The sequence below is a fragment of the Burkholderia savannae genome (assembly GCF_001524445.2).
Classification (GTDB): Bacteria; Pseudomonadota; Gammaproteobacteria; order Burkholderiales; family Burkholderiaceae; genus Burkholderia; species Burkholderia savannae.
In genome coordinates this window covers 14,827-31,585 of sequence record NZ_CP013417.1, presented here as the reverse complement: position 1 = coordinate 31,585, position 16,759 = coordinate 14,827, and the positions used below count along the sequence as shown (strand labels likewise).

The 16,759-nt window shown below is 63.5% G+C and carries 19 protein-coding genes and 1 tRNA gene; 7 read left to right on the top strand and 13 right to left on the bottom strand.

The features are described 5' to 3' along the window. Window positions 1–46 precede the first annotated feature (46 nt). Window positions 47–1,780 (top strand): ATP-binding protein, encoded by a 1,734-nt coding sequence (locus WS78_RS00180; protein WP_059582689.1) that lies wholly within the window; start codon window positions 47–49, stop codon window positions 1,778–1,780. Between the two features lie 27 nt (window positions 1,781–1,807). Here the strand turns inward: WS78_RS00180 and WS78_RS00175 are convergent. Beyond that, a protein-coding gene (locus WS78_RS00175) for an IS3 family transposase (RefSeq protein WP_394335868.1) occupies window positions 1,808–2,943 on the bottom strand; the annotation gives its coding sequence in 2 pieces (ribosomal slippage) (window positions 1,808–2,688 and window positions 2,688–2,943; 1,137 coding nt in all). A 164-nt stretch (window positions 2,944–3,107) separates the two neighbouring features. On the opposite strand from WS78_RS00175, the gene WS78_RS00170 reads away from it, so the two are divergent. Then, window positions 3,108–3,461, top strand: a complete 354-nt coding sequence (locus tag WS78_RS00170; RefSeq protein WP_059581326.1) for an FxLYD domain-containing protein — start codon at window positions 3,108–3,110, stop codon at window positions 3,459–3,461. 313 nt (window positions 3,462–3,774) lie between these two features. On the opposite strand, the gene WS78_RS35440 is transcribed toward WS78_RS00170, so the two are convergent. Further along, window positions 3,775–3,930, bottom strand: coding sequence for a hypothetical protein (locus WS78_RS35440; RefSeq protein WP_226377181.1), 156 nt, complete (start codon window positions 3,928–3,930; stop codon window positions 3,775–3,777). Between the two features lie 151 nt (window positions 3,931–4,081). Between WS78_RS35440 and WS78_RS00165 the strand changes: the two genes are divergently transcribed. Then, on the top strand, window positions 4,082–4,342 hold the full coding sequence (locus WS78_RS00165; RefSeq protein ID WP_059574446.1) for a hypothetical protein: 261 nt from the start codon (window positions 4,082–4,084) through the stop codon (window positions 4,340–4,342). Window positions 4,343–4,351: 9 nt separating this feature from the next. Here the strand turns inward: WS78_RS00165 and tnpC are convergent, their stop codons facing one another. From tnpC to WS78_RS00115, 9 genes are all read right to left on the bottom strand, one after another. Further along, a complete protein-coding gene (gene tnpC / locus WS78_RS00160; RefSeq protein ID WP_059670996.1) occupies window positions 4,352–5,974 on the bottom strand; it encodes an IS66 family transposase in 1,623 nt (540 codons plus the stop codon). Window positions 5,975–6,073: 99 nt separating this feature from the next. Continuing rightward, entirely contained in the window at window positions 6,074–6,427 is a 354-nt protein-coding gene (tnpB, locus tag WS78_RS00155) for an IS66 family insertion sequence element accessory protein TnpB (protein ID WP_059580646.1), read from the bottom strand. Further along, the gene (tnpA, locus tag WS78_RS00150) at window positions 6,427–6,888 is read right to left on the bottom strand and encodes an IS66-like element accessory protein TnpA (RefSeq protein WP_059584105.1); all 462 of its coding nucleotides are present in this window, start codon (window positions 6,886–6,888) and stop codon (window positions 6,427–6,429) included. Before tnpA ends, tnpB begins: the two co-directional genes overlap by 1 nt. 59 nt (window positions 6,889–6,947) lie before the next feature. Next, complete coding sequence (locus WS78_RS00145; protein WP_226377180.1) at window positions 6,948–7,745, bottom strand: replication initiator protein A; 798 nt, start codon at window positions 7,743–7,745, stop codon at window positions 6,948–6,950. A 914-nt stretch (window positions 7,746–8,659) separates the two neighbouring features. Beyond that, window positions 8,660–8,735: transfer RNA gene (locus tag WS78_RS00135), tRNA-Ala, on the bottom strand. Between the two features lie 60 nt (window positions 8,736–8,795). Beyond that, window positions 8,796–9,155, bottom strand: coding sequence for a c-type cytochrome (locus WS78_RS00130; protein ID WP_038746654.1), 360 nt, complete (start codon window positions 9,153–9,155; stop codon window positions 8,796–8,798). Further along, a complete protein-coding gene (locus WS78_RS00125) occupies window positions 9,155–9,955 on the bottom strand; it encodes a BON domain-containing protein (protein ID WP_038746651.1) in 801 nt (266 codons plus the stop codon). Before WS78_RS00125 ends, WS78_RS00130 begins: the two co-directional genes overlap by 1 nt. Before the next feature lie 18 nt (window positions 9,956–9,973). Then, the gene (locus tag WS78_RS00120; RefSeq protein WP_038746648.1) at window positions 9,974–10,552 is read right to left on the bottom strand and encodes an SIS domain-containing protein; all 579 of its coding nucleotides are present in this window, start codon (window positions 10,550–10,552) and stop codon (window positions 9,974–9,976) included. Between the two features lie 122 nt (window positions 10,553–10,674). Then, window positions 10,675–11,109, bottom strand: a complete 435-nt coding sequence (locus WS78_RS00115) for a YraN family protein (protein ID WP_059608723.1) — start codon at window positions 11,107–11,109, stop codon at window positions 10,675–10,677. Window positions 11,110–11,155: 46 nt separating this feature from the next. Here WS78_RS00115 and rsmI point away from each other — a divergent pair, with 46 nt between their 5' ends. Next, complete coding sequence (rsmI, locus tag WS78_RS00110; RefSeq protein WP_059578104.1) at window positions 11,156–12,040, top strand: 16S rRNA (cytidine(1402)-2'-O)-methyltransferase; 885 nt, start codon at window positions 11,156–11,158, stop codon at window positions 12,038–12,040. A 95-nt stretch (window positions 12,041–12,135) separates the two neighbouring features. Here rsmI and WS78_RS00105 read toward each other — a convergent pair whose 3' ends face one another. Continuing rightward, a complete protein-coding gene (locus WS78_RS00105; protein WP_059578100.1) occupies window positions 12,136–12,765 on the bottom strand; it encodes a septal ring lytic transglycosylase RlpA family protein in 630 nt (209 codons plus the stop codon). 601 nt (window positions 12,766–13,366) lie between these two features. Between WS78_RS00105 and WS78_RS00095 the strand changes: the two genes are divergently transcribed. The 3 genes from WS78_RS00095 (at window position 13,367) to WS78_RS00085 (ending at window position 15,213) form a co-directional block, all read left to right on the top strand. Further along, window positions 13,367–14,011, top strand: a complete 645-nt coding sequence (locus WS78_RS00095) for an MBL fold metallo-hydrolase (RefSeq protein WP_038746634.1) — start codon at window positions 13,367–13,369, stop codon at window positions 14,009–14,011. Then, entirely contained in the window at window positions 14,008–14,664 is a 657-nt protein-coding gene (locus WS78_RS00090; RefSeq protein WP_038746631.1) for a 3'-5' exonuclease family protein, read from the top strand. Before WS78_RS00095 ends, WS78_RS00090 begins: the two co-directional genes overlap by 4 nt. 90 nt (window positions 14,665–14,754) lie before the next feature. Beyond that, window positions 14,755–15,213: an Lrp/AsnC family transcriptional regulator gene (locus tag WS78_RS00085; protein WP_010107036.1), complete on the top strand. Its 459-nt coding sequence runs from the start codon at window positions 14,755–14,757 to the stop codon at window positions 15,211–15,213. A 159-nt stretch (window positions 15,214–15,372) separates the two neighbouring features. Here the strand turns inward: WS78_RS00085 and WS78_RS00080 are convergent, their stop codons facing one another. Next, window positions 15,373–16,563 carry a cation diffusion facilitator family transporter gene (locus tag WS78_RS00080; RefSeq protein WP_059578096.1) on the bottom strand — a complete coding sequence of 397 codons (1,191 nt, stop codon included), beginning with the start codon at window positions 16,561–16,563 and terminating at the stop codon, window positions 15,373–15,375. Window positions 16,564–16,759: the final 196 nt, after the last annotated feature.

Below are 16,759 nucleotides of genomic sequence, written 5' to 3'. Positions count from 1 at the left end.
ATAGACCATACCGTTCGCAGATAACCAGTTTGGGGGAGGGGACCCTATGCTTATCAAGGCCGTTGTTCTTGAAAATTTCCGAGCCTACAGGGCCCCCACGGTTATCCCTATATCGCAGCTTACTGGCCTAATTGGCCGGAATGATGCTGGGAAGTCGTCCATCCTAGAGGCTCTCGATATCTTCTTCGAGGGCGGCACTGTCAAGATCGACTCGGCCGATGCAAGCAAAGGCGGCGACTCTAGGAATGTGCGAATTGGCGTTGTCTTCGGGGACTTGCCCGATCGGCTCGTGCTGGACTCTAACGCACCGACCACGCTCCAAAATGAATACCTGCTCAACGACGCTGGAGACCTTGAAGTAGTAAAGGTATTCAACTGTGCGAACCAAGCGCCCAAGGCGACTATCTTCGCGAAGGCCGTACACCCCACGGCCCCGGAAGCGTCCGACATCCTTCAGAAGAGCCAGCGAGATCTCCGCACGCTAATCCGGGAACGCGGTTTGCAGAACAATTGCAATCAAGCTGAGAATCCGTCTATGCGATTGGCAATCTACCAGTCGATCGGCGACCTTCAGACTCGACTGCGTGAGGTGCCGCTTAACGACGAGAACGGGAAGGAGGTGTGGAAGAGCCTGCAATCCTACATGCCAATCTTCGCGTTGTTCCAATCGGACCGCCCAAGTAACGATCAGGATCCCGAGGTACAAAACCCAATGAAGCTGGCCATCGAGCAAGCTCTTGAGGCGCTTGAGCAGAAACTAGAAGAAATCACGAGCCAAGTTCAACAGAAGGCGCAAGAGACTGCCGATCGCACCGTTGCGAAACTGAAGGAGACCTACCCCGACATCGCTTCGACCCTCCAGCCGAAATTCAAGCGCCCCCCCTGGAAGAACGTTTTCAAACTCGACCTCGAAGCCGATGACGGGATTCCCCTCAACAAGCGCGGATCAGGTGTCAGGCGGCTTGTGCTTCTGAGTTTCTTTCAAGCCGAGGCTGAAAAGCGCCGTGCTGATGCAGTAGCCGGTAACGCCCCCCAGCGTCGCGTTGTCTACGCAATCGAAGAGCCGGAAACTTCACAACACCCCGACAATCAACAGCAGATCATTGAGGCTCTACGCGCGTTAGCTGACGCGGGCGATCAAGTGATTCTCACTACCCATGTTCCCGGGCTCGCCGGCCTTATCCCGCTCGACAGTCTACTTTTCGTCGACCGAGACCCAGATACAAAGGTCATTCGTGTACGCAGCGGGCATATCGATAACTCGATTTTCAGCGAAATCGCTGACGCGCTCGGCGTACTCCCCGATCCAGTTGCCAAGCCGGGCCTCAAAGTGGCCGTACTTGTCGAAGGGAAAACGGATATCGACGCTCTCCGCTCCTTGATCGGCGTGATGGTAGCTGCCGGCGAAATACCGGCAATCGATGAGACAGGGATATTTTGGACGATCGGTGGCGGCGATCACACACTCAAAGATTGGGTCGAGCGACGATACCTCGACAAACTCGATGTCCCGCAAGTCATGCTGCAGGACTCCGACCGAACCGCTGCGGCTCTGCCTTTAGCCCAAGGAAAGATCGATTGGCTCGAAGAAATGAATGCTCGGCCGCGCGTAACAGCGTTCCTGACACGTAAACGCAGCATGGACAATTATTACCATCCGGACGTATTACCGCGTCTCACGAACGGTCTCCTGACGCTTCCCGGTGGGGTCGACATTGACTTCGTAAAGATGGCGGACGAGTTGAGAGAGGTGGCCTCACTCGTTCGGACAGTTTTCTGAGATTTTTAAGTGGAACGTCCGAGGCAATCATGCTGCCGATTTGATCGCAGGCAGCGTCGCGAAGTATGCCTCATCCGGCGTCCGATCCGCCAGGCTCGAATGGGGCCGTTTTCGGTTGTACAGCTCGATGTAGTCGCCGATGGAGCGCCGGGCATGGCTGACCGACTCGTAAGCTCGCAGGTAAACCTCTTCGTACTTGACGCTGCGCCACACGCGTTCGACGAACACGTTGTCGCGCCAGGCCCCTTTACCGTCCATCGACAGCCGCACGCCTCGACCCAGTACGGCCTCGGTGAACGCGCCCGCCGTGAACTGGCTGCCCTGATCGGTGTTCACAATGTCCGGCAGCCCGTAGCGCGCGAACGCTTCCTCGAGCGCCTCGACGGCGTGCACTGCTTCCAGCGTGATCGCCACCCGGTGCGAGAGCACCTTGCGACTTGACCAATCCACTACTGCCGTCAGGTACACGAAGCCTCGCGCCATCGGAATGTATGTCGTGTCCAGTGCCCACGCCTGATTGGCCCGGGCGATTTTCATGCCGCGCAGCAGGTACGGCCAGATCTTGTGCTGCGCATTGCGTCGGCTCGTGTTCGGCTTGCAGTACAGCGCTTCCACGCCCATGCGTTTCATCAGCGTGCGCACGCGGCGGCGGCCGACCTCATAGCCTTCCCGGCGCAACAGACGCGCCAGCATCCGCGCTCCGGCAAACGGAAACTCCATGTGCAGTTCGTCGATCCGCCGCATCAGCAACTGGTCCGCCTCGCTCACTGGCTGCGCCCGGTAATACGCGCTCGATCTCGCGATGCCAACCAGTCGCGTCTGTCGCGAAACCGGCAGCGCATGCGTACGGTCAATCATCGCTTTGCGCTCAGCAGTCCGGCTTTGCCGAGCGCTCCTGACAAAAAATCGTTCTCCAGCGTCAACTGTCCGATTTTCGCGTGCAGCGTTTTCACGTCCACCGGCGGCTCGTTCGACGGTGGAGCGGCCGCGCCGAACACATCCGCCGCACGCTCCTGCAGTTGCCGCTTCCACTCCGTGATCTGGTTCGGGTGCACATCGAACTGCTGCGCCAGTTCGGCCAGCGTGCGCTCGCCCTTGACCGCCGCCAGGGCCACTTTCGCTTTGAACGCCGCTGAGTGCGTCCGTCGGGTTCTCTTCGTCATCTTTCCGGTTCCTTTGCCTGCATTATCGCTGGCTCAGGCCCCGGGCATTCCACTTACCCGACTGTCCGAATTTGCGCGGCCACCTCTCTTGACAGATGGAGGACACGTTGAACCCGCCAGGGGCGCGACTTGCCACAACAACGCTATAAACCTGAGAGGAAGCTATGAAATTCAACCGCCGCAAACTCGTGTACGGATTGCTTGCTATCGCCGCGACATATAGCCTGACGGCGCATGCCGAAGCAGACTACGACGGGCAATATGCTCGGAAGATAGGCATCACATATCAGGTGGGCGAGAACAACTCCGTTGTCGGGCAAATCACCAACAACGCGGATCGCACCGTTTATGTCTCGGCGGCGTTCAACGGTTATGCGGCAGACGGCCACGTGAGCCAGGGCGGGGCCACCGTGAGCTTCGATCACCTTGGCCCTGGCGAGACCGCACGCTTTAAGAGCGGTGGTTTTTTCGAGGCGATCAAGTCCGCTAAGCTGACCACGCTGCGCACAGTTCCTTGAGTCGCGGACTCCAATGATCGGCGCCGGCCGCCCCGGCGCGCGAACCGCGCGTGGTCGACAAGTTCGAACCACGCTCTGGCTACCGTGGCACACAACTGAGACGTTAAGGTTTAGAGAGTTAAATCGCGCGCGCGCGTTACGATTCTTGAAACCCTTGCTGCGCAAGGCTTCTCGGGATGTTCCCATCCGTAAAGGCACGAAGGGGCTCATCCCTGAAAGCACGTGGCAACCCACAGTTCTGCATCCCTAAAAGCACGTGGCAATTCACAAGCGGGGCCAAGTTATCCACAGTGTCAGGCGCGCGATTCCAGCATCATTTGAGCCTGCCGCTTCTGCGGGCATGTACCCTCTCGCGAGCCTTGGCCGACGTATGAGGCAAACCCTTCATCATGGCCGCGATCTCAGCTTGATAGCCTTTCGGGCCGTTGGCATAAAACGTTACAACGTCGGCCCCCGGATCATAGGCCATGCGGTAGTCCGGTAGCTCGCCTGATGCCGCCAGCGCCTTGATGGCTGCCCGGAACTTGGTAAGCGCTAAATCCGCCACACGTCGTTAGGTGACGTGTTACCGGGTAACATGTTTCGAATCGATAGTTACCGGGTAACGAAGGAGATGCGAGATGACGCAAACGACGGCGCAGCGGCAGGCGGCTTATCGGGCAAGGCGCGAGACGGCAGGCAAGGACGGCAACGGTGATCGACGTCTGGATATGTGGATGAGCACGGAAGCGTATCTTGCTCTGACGCGGTTAGCTCGCCGTTACTCGGTAACGAAGCGCCAGATGCTGGAACGGTTGATCGCGCGGGCAGACGACGCGATTGTGCGCCGACTCGATCCCGATTCGGAACAGTGGGACCAATACTTCGGCCCAGCGCGGTAGCGATCGGAGTTACCCGGTAACGGCTTGCTGTCGAGCGAAGTTGAACGGTAGCAGGTCGCTAATATCGGCATCCGGTGCGCGCTGCGGCAATTCGGTCAGCACGTGCAGCAGATAGGCATGGGGATCGACGCCACAGGCTCGACACGTGAGCATCAGGCTGTAGACCATCGCGCTCGCTTTCGCGCCGTCGACCGTATCGCTGAAGAGCCACGACTTTCTCGCCGTGGCAAACGGCCTGATGTCGCGTTCGATGACGTTGTTGTCTATTGCAAACCGGCCATCGTCCACATAGCGACTCAGGTAAGGCCATTGCCGGAGACAGTAGCCGATCGCCTCGCCTAGCAGGCTCTTGGGCAGAACCTTCGGCGCGAGCTCGTCGAGCCAACTCTTGAAGGCGTTTAGCAACGGCACGCTGTGCTGTTGGCGCAAGCGGTACCGGTAATCGGCCAGCGTCTCGCCTTCGGGCAACGTCTGTTTGGCGAGCGTCTCGACCTGGTACAGCGCCTGGAAGAATTCGAGCGCCTTCGTGATGCGGGGGCTCGGTTTGTTCTTCTGCCCCTTGAGCGCATCCGTGAACATCCGGCGTCCATGCGCAAGGCATCCGAGGTGCGTGGCCGATTTGACCGTCCGCCACGCAGGCCAGCCGTCCGTCATCAGCGTGCCCGCGTAGTCTCCGAGGAACTCCTTCGGGTACTGCTGGCCACGCCCCGGCTGGTACTCAAACAGCACCACCGGCTGCTCGCTATCCTCCGCGCTTCGGTAGACCCACATGTATGACTTGTCCTGCGCGTTTCGGCCGTTCTCCTTCAGGACCTGGACGGTGGTCTCGTCGCCGTGAATCAGCCACTGGCTGAGCAGAATCTTCTTGAGCGCCTTGAACAGGCGCGTGTAGTGAAGCTCGGCGGGGCGGATGATCCAGTTCGCCAGCGTACCGCGGCTGACTGCGATATTCGAGCGTGCGAGCACGTCTTCCATCCGGTACAGCGGCGTGCCGTCGACATACTTGCCGGCCGTGACGGCGGCGATCATCGATGCACTGGCGTGACTACCCGGCAAGGGCTGCGCCGGCATCGGCGCGACCACGATCGGTGTGTGCGTGCCGTGACGCTCGCAGTGCCGACACGCGTACTTGAAACGCGCGTGCTGCAGCACCGAGACCTTGACCTGCATGTGCAACTGTTCGCTGATTTCCTCGCCCATCCGATGCATTGCCTTGCTGCAGCACGGGCAGATCTTCTGGTCTTCGGGCAGGTCGTACTCGATTCGCTCGCGCGGCAGGTCCGCGGGCAGCGGTTTGCGGCCACGCTTGCGCGGTTCAGGCTGGCCGGGTTCCGGCAACCCGGTATCGGGCAACGTCAGCGGCTCGCCGTCGTCCTCCTCGGCCGGCTCAGCGTGGGCTGCCTCTTCGGCCTCGTTGAACACGCGGTCGCGGCGCTTCTCGCTCTTCGGCGCGTACTGTCGGGCCAACGCGAGACGATATTGCTCTTCCAGCGCATCCAGGCGCTTGGTCAATTCGTCGATCCTGGCGTCACGCTCGGCAATGACCTGAGCATCGGCCGCCACCCGCTCCTCCAGCTTGTGGATATAGGCCTTGGCGGTGCGCGGAAGTCGGGGGAGATTGGGAGGGGACATGCGCTCAACGATAGCGAAACGCAGAGCCAAATAGGTTTACGCGAATTTGTAACAGCTAAAGCCGCCGTTGTTTACTGGCAACAGCGGCGATACCCTGCTTCAGTTCGTGTGGCAGTACTGCCGCGCTGGGTGGCGGCGCACGGCGTCGATATCGACGCCGTCGAGCAGCAGGTGAAGCTGCTCGGCCGTCAGTTCGATCACGGCTTGCTGACGGCGGGGCCAAACGAAACGGTCGGCCTCGAGGCGTTTCAATAGGAGCCAGAATCCGGCCCGGTCATACAGCAGAAGCTTCACGCGATCGCGTTTGCGGTTGTGGAACGCGAAGACGGCTCGCGCAAGCGGATCGAGCAGCATCGACTGCTCGACCAGCGCGACGAGGCTGTTGATGCCGGCGCGGAAGTCGATGGGCTCGCGGTGCAGGTAGATCTGCAGGTCCGCGTCGAAGCGGAACATCAGCGTGCCCCCAACGCTTCGATCATCGCCTTCACGAGAGCGCCATCGTGTGCGGCGCATTCGAGCTGTAGCGTTACGCCGTTGGGCAACTGCGCTGATAGTCGCGCCGGCGTCATTGCCTTCGCCGCTTCGTACCTGTGTGACGTTCGCCGTACGTTCACCGGCTCGGGGTTCGTGCGCACCGGTGCCACCTCGTTGATCGGAACGACCGGCACGAATGCCGATGGCAAGGGCTCGACGCACGCCGTCACAGCAGCATTCGCGCGTTCGCGCAATTGAATCCACTTATGCAGCTGGTTCGCGTTCACACCCGCCTTCAACGCCAGTCCGGCAATTGACGCGCCCGGCTGCAGGCAGGCTTCAATCAGCTTGCGCTTACCCTCGGCGTCAAACCTGCGCTTGCCCGTCGCGGTCACGCCGGTCACCCGCAGTGGCAGGAAATCAACTTCGTTCTGTGTCATCGGTTGCGTCCGCAAGTTGTAGTTGCGGACGCAAGCCTGCGCTCGTTCAGCTTTCGATTCTAGGTGGGGTTAAATTCGCGCTTACGGAACTTGAATAGCTTGTCAGCGCTGCCACTCTTCTCGTGTAATGTCGCGATACCCAGCTTCCAGGTTGGCTGCTTGCCGCAGTGCTTGCGGGCCAGCTCGTAGATGCGCCGATCCAGCGGCCTGCGCAAGCGGAAGTAGTCTGGTGAAAGGGTAAGTACCTGCATGGCCTCAATGTTGCGAAACAGCCAATCAGGCAAGGTCACTTCCACGGCCACCATGCGATTGTCGCCGTCGCGCTCGATGACCTTGGCTGAATCAACCAAGCCGAAGAACCCGCGCTCACGCTTACCCGCTGTCTCGATGTTGGTTTCGATGCGCGTGCCGGTGAGCCGAGCCAGCATCCCTCCCATACGGATGTAGGCGCGGCCACTGGTGTCACGGTTGGTCGAGTGCAGGAAATCGTAGGCAGTGAAGCGAACCGTACGCGTGATCTCACGGCCTCGGTTCTTCGCCTCAACCAGTTGGCTGATGCAATAGATCCATAGGTCTTTGTCGTGAATCGTCGCGCAGCCATCGACTCCAGGCTTTACAGTTACTTTGGTTCCTTTGCGCTCGTACACACGTATGCGTCGGTCGCCGGCACGCAAGGCAAACAGCGGGTGCTCCATGCTAGCTACGTCGTCTTTCGGTGACGCGTCGAGAATGTCGGCGACGAAGAAATCACACTGCCGGTGTCTGAACGGTGCAAGGCGCGAATGCGTCGATGCGGACGCATCACGAGCCTCGCCTGGCGACGCCGGCGGCGTCGCCTCGACGATGAAAGGCTGCATGGCTCACGCCTCGGCCGCAGCTTCAGTAGGATGTGCACCGACCTGTTTGCGGCGCAAGCTCCGCTGCCGCGCAACCTGCTCGGCTTTGGTAGGACGGCCTCGGCGTGGTCGAAGGTCGTCGGAACAGGCCAAGGTCGCCGGGCGAGGCATGCCCTCAACATGAGCAGCCAACCAGCGTTCTACGTCTTCGAGGCGCCAAAGCAGCCGCTTGGTGTTCGGCAGGCGGCAAATCGGCGGAAGGGACTGCGGATTGCGAGTAGCGTCGCTGCGGATGCTTGCGACAGACTTATGGAGATAGTTGGAAAGTTCTTCTACGGTCAGGAGTGATTTCACGGGCGAACGCCTCCAAGCCCGACTGATCTGCGATCAGTCAAGTTGGATGAGGTCCGCGGAACCGAGTCTTGGCCTAGACGACCTTGCGTTGCTCAACTGAGCAGCAGAGGGCCGACATCGCATCGGTCTCAAAACTTCGGCGGGGTTTCCCCCTCGCTTCCTTGCCCGCTTTCCTAGCACGCGTCGCTCTTTGCCAACCTTCTCATCCGGAATAGGCGGGACACGTGCCGGGCGATGGCCCAAAGGGCATCCTTTCTTGCTCTCCTACCAATTCCGCTTATGGTAGGTGCTGCTGAACAGTCCGTGGCTCCACGCTTCTTGGGATTTGAGCGGCGCTACCCGCATCCACCCTTTGCTTTTGTCTCGTAGCCGTTCTGTACGTCTTCAGCGCGCGGCAAACCCAAATTTCTCAGGCAGTATGAGTCTACCAGCAGTGTGCGGCAGTGTCATGCAGATGGGAAAGGACGCGGCGGCGGAGTGATGGCACAAATTTGGCACACATGGTGTGCCAAAACCTGCTTCCAAATGCAAAACAACGCACTACATCGCAAGACGTAGCGCGTTGTTTTTACTGGAATTTATGGTGGAGCGGAGGAGGATCGAACTCCCGACCTTCGCATTGCGAACGCGACGCTCTCCCAGCTGAGCTACCGCCCCTCACCAACAGCCGACGATCATACATCACGCCATCTGATCTTGGCAACAGGTTTGCACCGATTATTTCGACGGCGCACCGGCCAGCACCCATTGGACAACCGAGCGTACGTCGGCGTCGCTCATCCGCGGGTGCGCTGGCATCGGGATCGCGCCCCAGACGCCGGAGCCGCCGTCCTTCACCTTCTTCGCGAGCTTCGGCTCCGCCTGCTTGTCGTTCTTGTACCGCTCGGCGATCTGCTGGAACGACGGCCCGACGAGCTTGCGATCCACCGCGTGGCACCCCATGCACGCATTGCTGCGCGCAACCTTCAGGCCGTCGCCGACATCCGCATGCGCCGGCAAGCTCGCCATCGCGCAACCGAACGCCGCGACGACTGCTGCCGCGCCGCCCATCACCCGTTTCGCATACTTCGCAACCATTAAGGCGTCCCCGCCTTCGGATTGCCCGGATGCACGTTCGTCGAATTGGAGACCGGCGCGGGCGCTTGCAGCGGCGTCGCGGTGACGCTCGAATCCGGCACCGCGCCGACCGTCGCGCCTTCGGCCGCCGTCGCGGGCGCGGCGGCGGCCGACGCGCCGCTCGCGGGCGTCGCCGCCGTCAGCGCCTCCGCTTCCTGCGGCTTGATGTACTGGAACACCTTGACGACCTTCTCGACGCCCGGCACGCGGCTCGCGACGTCCGCGCCGCGATTGCCTTCGTCGCTCGTCACGAGGCCCATCAAATACACGTTGCCGCGCTCGCACACGACCTTGTAGTTGTTCGCGGAGATGCCCTTCTCGGCGATCATCGCGGTCTTCACGCGGCCTTCGAGGTACGAGTCGTTCGCCCGGTCCGACAGCGAGCTCGCCGGCCCGACCGCGAGCTCGTTGACGATCGCGTTCACGTTGTTGATCCCGCGGACGATCTCTTCGGCGCGCTGCTTCGCGGCGTCGCTCGGCACTTCGCCCGTCAGCAGCACGCGGCGGTTGAACACCGTCACGTTCGTGTGCGAGCCGTCCGGCAGCCCGTTGTTCATCTGCGTCAGCGCCTTCACCTGGATCTCGCGATCCTCGGTCTGCGCGCCGAGCGTGCGGCGATCGGTCGCGACGAGCGCGCCGCCGCCCGCCGCCGCGCCCGCGACCGCGAGCACGCAGCCCTGCAGCGTCGCGGCGAGGCCGGCCGACAGGCCGATCACGAGCGTGGTTCTGACTAGCGTCTGTCTGACGCGGCTGTTACTCATCGACGGCTCTCCTTCGAATCAATCCTCGCCCAGCAGCATCGCGTCGATGCCGTCGCACAGGCAGTGGATGGTCAGCAGATGGACTTCCTGAATGCGCACCGCCCGCTCGGACGGCACGCAGATCTGAATATCGGTGTCGGCGAGCGACGCGCCGAGGCGCCCGCCGCCGTGGCCCGTCAGCGCGACGACGATCATCTCGCGCTCGCGCGCCTCCTCGACCGCCGCCCGCACGCGCGGCGATTCGCCAAGCGGATCGAGCACGAGCAGCACGTCGCCCGTCTGGCCGAGCGCGCGCACTTGTTGCGCGAAGATCTGATCGGCATCGGCCGTGGAGCCCGGGCGGCCCGCCTCGTTGTGGAGCGCGAGTCCCGGCAGGCCGGGCCGTTCGCGCTCGAATCCGCCGATCAGCGCGGCGGCGAGCCGCTCGGCCGCGGCGGCCGACGGGCCGTCGCCGCACGCGACGATCTTGTTGCCGTTCGCGAGCGCCATGAACATCGCGTCGACGGCCGCCGCGATCGGCAGCGACAGCGCATCGAGCGCTTCGTGAGCGAGCGCCGCGCTGTCGCGGATATGTTGCTGAATACGTTCGACTGACATCGATTCCTAATCGGGTACTGCGCGCGTGGTCTGCGTCGCGCGGCATCGTGAGTGCGGCGAGTTTACCGCACTCCGCACTCGCCGCCCGAGCGTCGCCGCATCTCTTTACATCTCGACACAAGCTAGCCCGCGTCGTCGACGCGAAATGCGTCGCGCAGCCACACGAGCCGGCCGCGTTCGAATGCGACGACATCGAGGCGGCATGCGCTCGCGCCGCCCGTGCGCGCCCAGAACACGTGCGCCGCGTGCAGGAGCCGCATTCGCTTGCGCGCGCCGACGCTCTCCGCGGCGCCGCCGTAGCGTGCGCTCGTGCGCGCGCGCACTTCGACGAACACGAGCGTGCCGTCGCGCTCGCGCATCACGAGGTCGATCTCGCCGCCGCGCACGGTCACGTTGCGCGCGACGAGCGCGAGCCCCGCGCGCTCGAGGAAGCGCAGCGCGCGCGTCTCGAACGCGGCGCCGACGACGCGCTTGGACCCGGCCGCCGCGGAAAAGTTGTCGCGCTGCACGGCTTCGGCGCCGCGCGTTTGCTGCCCCGCCGCGCGCGCATGGCACAATGCGGGGCTTCCTTCGTTTGCGCCGCGTGCGGGCGCCTTTCGTGTCATGACTTCCCTCCTCGATCTCGCGCGGGCGCAGCAATATCCGACGGGCGCCCTCTACGTCGTCGCGACGCCGATCGGCAACGCCGCCGACATCACGCTGCGCGCGCTGCACGTGCTGGCGCTCGCCGATCGCATCGCCGCCGAGGACACCCGCAACACGGGCCAGTTGCTCGCCCGCTACGGGATCTCGAAGCCGCTCGTCGCGGTGCACGAGCACAACGAGCGCGCGGCCGCGGCGAAGCTGGTCGACCATCTGCGCGCGGGCGAGCGGATCGCTTACGTGTCGGACGCCGGCACGCCTGGCATCTCCGATCCGGGCGCGAAGCTCGTCGACGCGGTGCGCGCCGCGGGCCTCGGCGTGATCCCGCTGCCGGGCGCGAGCGCGGCCACCTCGGCCGTGAGCGTCGCGGGCGACTGGGCGGGCGCGTTCACGTTCGCGGGTTTCCTGCCGCCGAAGCCGAAGCAGCGCGAAGCGGCGCTCCAGGCGCTGAAGGCTCATCCGTATGCGCTCGTGTTCTACGAGGCGCCGCACCGGATCGTCGAGACTGTCGAAGCGCTCGCGGCGGCGCTGGGCGGCGAGCGGCGCCTGTTGATCGCGCGCGAGCTCACCAAGCTACACGAGGAGTTGTTCGAGGGCACGCTGGCCGAAGGGCCGACGTGGCTGCGCGCCGACGCAAACCGGCAGCGCGGCGAATTCGTGCTCGTCGTCGAAGGCGCGCCGCGGGACGATCGCGCCGCCGACGAAACCGCGCACGATGCGCTGCTCAGATTGCTGCTCGACGAAGTGCCGGTGAAGAGCGCGGCGAAGCTCGCCGCGGCATTGACGGGCGCGTCGCGCAACGCGTTGTACGCGCGTGCGCTCGCGCTGAAGAACGAAGAAGAGTAAGGATTCGCTGCAAAAGTAAAAGGGCCGCGCGAAGCGGCCCTTTTCACGTGCGTTCGATAGTCGGCCGTCCGGCCGATGCGGCACGTTCGTCGCGGTTACTTCGCCGCGTTCGACGCGAGCATCTCGTCGCGAGCGACGCGCGCTTCTTCCGGCGACAGGCCCTGGATCTTCACGCGCGCGGTGCCCGCATGGACGAGGCCGATCACCTTCGCCGCCGCGTACGACAGATCGAGAATCCGGCCGCGCGAGAACGGGCCGCGATCGTTGATCTTCACGACGACCGACTTGCCGTTCGTCTGGTTCGTCACGCGCACGTACGACGCGAGCGGCAGCGTCCGATGCGCGGCCGTGAGTTCGTTCATGTTGAAGCGTTCGCCGTTCGCGGTGCGGCGGCCATGAAAGCCCTTGCCGTACCACGATGCCCGGCCGGTCTGGCGGAAATCCGAGACGTCGGCGGCGTCGATCGGCTTCGCGTCGGCGAGCGATTGGCGCGACGCATCTTGCGAGCCGGCGGCGGGCATCGAGGCGAGCGCCGTGTCGAAGTTCAGCGGTGCGCCCGCCGTATCCTTATTGTTGGCCGCGCCCGCTGCGGCCGTGCGCAGTGCGTCCTTCGACGCGGCGCTTTTCGCCTGTTCGGCGGACGGTGCGTTCGGCGGCACCGCGCAGCCTGTCAGCGCGAAAAATACAACTAGAGTCCCGAGCTGCCTCGGTAATCGAAATCTCATCGACGTGTCGCCTGCTTGTACGGGCCGCGCTGCTACGAATGCGACCCGGACGGACATGCATGCCCCGATCGCGCTCGCGCGCGGGCGGCTCAGCATTTGGCGCGGCTCACGTTCTGCCGCAACCGGTCCTGATTAGCTTTCACGTCTGGCGCAACCTGTCCCCGGCAGCCTGACCAGACCCCACATGCCGCCAATCGAACATGGCTTCCACGTTCGTGCGCGTCGTAGACTCAAACGCGCAGGAACGGCGGCATAGGCCTCATCCGGCGTCGCGGCAGCTGGGCCGCAGCGGACGCGTTGCGCCCGGCCGGACAAGACGTGAGCACCGACGAATCGGTACTAGATGCACCACCGGACCCCCGGCGGGCATTTGCATTGACGGCGTCACGGAAACCAAAAACGGGTTCCGAACACCCACTGACGGCGTGGTCTTCCACGCACACTGGACCGCATTATACATAAACGAAAACAGCCGCCTCAAAAACAGGGGGGGTGAGCGATTGATTCTCTCTATGATCGAAACAATCGGCATAAAGGTGCCGCGCGCGGCGAGCAATCCGCCCGGCCAGTACAATCTGGGCTTTTAGCCGCCGCTCGCCCCATGAAAGTCACGCTCATTCCGGTCACGCCGTTCCAGCAGAACTGCTCGCTGCTCGTCTGCGAGAAAACGGGACGCGCCGCCGTCGTCGATCCCGGCGGCGATCTCGAACTGATCGAGCAGGAAGCCGCTCGGCAGAACGCGCAGATCGAGAAGGTGCTGCTCACGCACGGCCACGTCGACCATTGCGCGGGCGCGAAGCGGCTCGCCGCGCATTACGGCGTGCCGATCGAGGGGCCGCAGGAGGAGGAGCGCTTCTGGATCGAGAAGCTGCCGATGCAAAGCGAGCGCTTCGGCTTTCCGGCCGCCGAGGCGTTCGAGCCCGACCGCTGGCTCGACGACGGCGACACCGTCACGTTCGGCGACGAAACGCTCGAGGTCTATCACTGCCCGGGCCACACGCCCGGCCATGTCGTGTTCTTCAGCCGCGCGCATCGGCTTGCGATCGTCGGCGACGTGCTGTTCGCCGGCTCGATCGGCCGCACCGATTTCCCGCGCGGCAATCACGCCGACCTGATCCGCTCGATCCGCGAAAAGCTCTGGCCGCTCGGCGACGACGTGACGTTCGTGCCCGGCCACGGCCCGGCGTCGACGTTCGGCGACGAGCGCCGCACGAATCCGTTCGTTGCAGACGGGGTGGCGGGATGAGCGCCGCGCCGACGGTTCCGAGCCGCGAGATCTACGTCAGCACCGACGTCGAGGCGGACGGCCCGATCCCGGGCCCGCATTCGATGCTGAGCTTCGCGTCCGCCGCGTTCACCGAGGACAAGCAGCTGATCGCGACGTTCTCCGCGAATCTCGAGTTGCTGCCGGGCGCGGCGCCGCATCCGGTGCAGGATGCGTGGTGGAAGACGCAGCCCGAAGCATGGGCCGCGTGCCGGCGCGACCTGCAGGCGCCCGAGACGGCGCTCGTCGCGTACGTCGAATGGGTCGAGGCTCTGCCCGGCAAGCCGGTGTTCGTCGCGATGCCCGCGGGCTTCGATTTCACGTTCATGTTCTGGTACATGATGCGCTTCGCCGGCCGCTGCCCGTTCTCGTGGTCGGCGCTCGACATCAAGACGCTCGCGTTCGCGATGACGGGCCTGCCGTACCGCAAGGCGATCAAGCCGCGCTTCCCGAAGCATTGGTTCGACGATCATCCGCACACGCACGTCGCGCTCGACGACGCGATCGAGCAAGGCGCGCTCTTTTGCAACATGCTCGCCGACCTGCGCGCGATGCAGGCGGCGAAGGCGTCGGCGCCGCCCACCGAAGAAGCTGACGAATCAGCACAAAATGCCGCCGACGGCCCGAGAAATTAGCGAATCTCGCTCGTTTCAAGCCCTTCGGATTGCCTTTCCTTTCACCCGCCTCTACCATTGCCAAATGTTGTAGCCGCTTTGGAGGCGCAGGTGACCCTCGATACCTTTTCGCAAAAAATCCTTCGCCTGTTGCAGCTCGACGCGCGCCGCTCCGTGCAGGAGATCTCCGATCAGGTCGGCCTCTCCAGCACGCCGTGCTGGCGCCGCATCAAGGACATGGAGCAGTCCGGCGTGATCCAGCGGTACACGGCCCTCCTCGATCGCGAGAAGCTCGGGCTCCATATCTGCGCGCTCGCGCACGTCCACCTGACCCGCCACAACGAAGGCGGCGTCGAACAGTTCGAGCGGGAAATCGCGACCTGCCCCGAAGTGACCGAGTGCTACAGCACGACGGGCGAAGCCGATTACATCCTCAAGATCGTCGCCCCCGACATCAAGGCTTACGACGTCTTCCTGCACGAGCGGATCTTCAAGATTCCCGCCGTGTCGCAAGTGCGCACGAGCGTCGTGCTGCGCGAGATCAAGTTCGATACGCAACTGCCGCTCTGACGCGTTGGGACGCGCCGTCGCGCGTGCGTTCTCACGCGACGCTCATGCGCTTGCCGTTTGATGTTTGTGTTGGCCGTTTGCGTTTGCGCCGAGCAGCGCGCGCCGACGTGTCGGCGCGCCCCGGTGAGCCCTTTTTGCCCGCTTGCCGCCCCGGCCGGCTCAGTGCGGCCGGCCGGCGGCCGCCGCGTCGCTCGACGCGAGCGCGCGCGAAATGCCGAGGCGCCGCGCGCCGAACCGGCGCTTCAATGCTTCGACGTCCAAACGAGCAACCGGATCGCCGCCGCCCGCGCGTTCCAAGCTTGCATCCGGCGCGAGCGTGATGTCGATTTCGAGGCCCGTGCTGAGGTAGTGCAGGTTGATCGCGCCTGCCCGCAGCCCCGCCTTGTCGAGCGCCGTCTCGATCTGCCCCTCGATCTGTTCGCGCGGCGGCAAATCGAGCACCGCGCGGCGCGCGACGTCGTGCTCCGGATCGACGTGGATCAGCGCGTCGAGCACGCGCCGGTCGGTCAGCACGCACGCGCGCGCCGCCTCCGCGATGTAGTGCCCCTCCGAGACCGACATCATCGGATCGACGAGGATGTGAGCGTCGACGAGCGCCGAATCGCCCATCTTGCGGGTGCGCAGATCGTGCACGTCGCGCACGCCGGGCGTCGACACGATGAGCGCGCGGATCTCGGCCGACGCGTTCTCGTCGAGCGCGCGGTCCGACAGATCCTGCAGCGCATCCCAGCCGAACGTCCAACCCATCCGCGCGACCATGAAGCCGACGATCGCCGCCGCGATCGGATCGAGAAGGCGCACGCCAGCGAGGCTGCCGACGATGCCGATCGCGACGACGAGCGACGACGCGGCGTCCGAGCGCGCGTGCCACGCGTTCGCGACGAGCATCGCGGAGCGCACGCGCTGCGCCTCGCGCAGCATGTAGCGGAACAGCCCCTCCTTCGACAGCAGCACGACGACCGCGACCGCGAGCGCACTCGCATGGACGGGCGGGATATCCTCGAGATGCACGAGCCGGTCGCCCGCGCGCCACAGCATCCCGACGCCGACCGCAATCAGGATCGCGCCGAGAAAGAATGAAGCAACCGTTTCATAACGGCTATGGCCGTAATTGTGATCGGCGTCCGGTTTTGCGCCGCTATGCCGGTTCGCGAGCAGTACCACAAAATCGGAAACCAAATCCGACAAAGAGTGGACGCCGTCCGCAATCAAAGCCTGGGAATGCGCAATTACGCCGACGGCCACTTGCAGTGTCGCCAGAATCACATTGAGCACGATGCTGACGAACGTGCTCTTGCGAGCGACGGCCTGCTTTTCCGAGGCCAGGTCGTCGTTTGAAAAAGTAGACATGTAATATCGAATGCGGCGAAAGACACCGCAATTCTATCAAGCGGAACTTGAAAGCGCTCGGCACGAAGGCAAAAAAATCAAGCAAAATCAACCGCTTATGAAAACGCAACGCATTTTCATTTACCGCTAAACATGACATTTCTATGACAAATGCCGGCCACGGCGGCCGATACCAAAAACACAAAAGGCCGCGCTC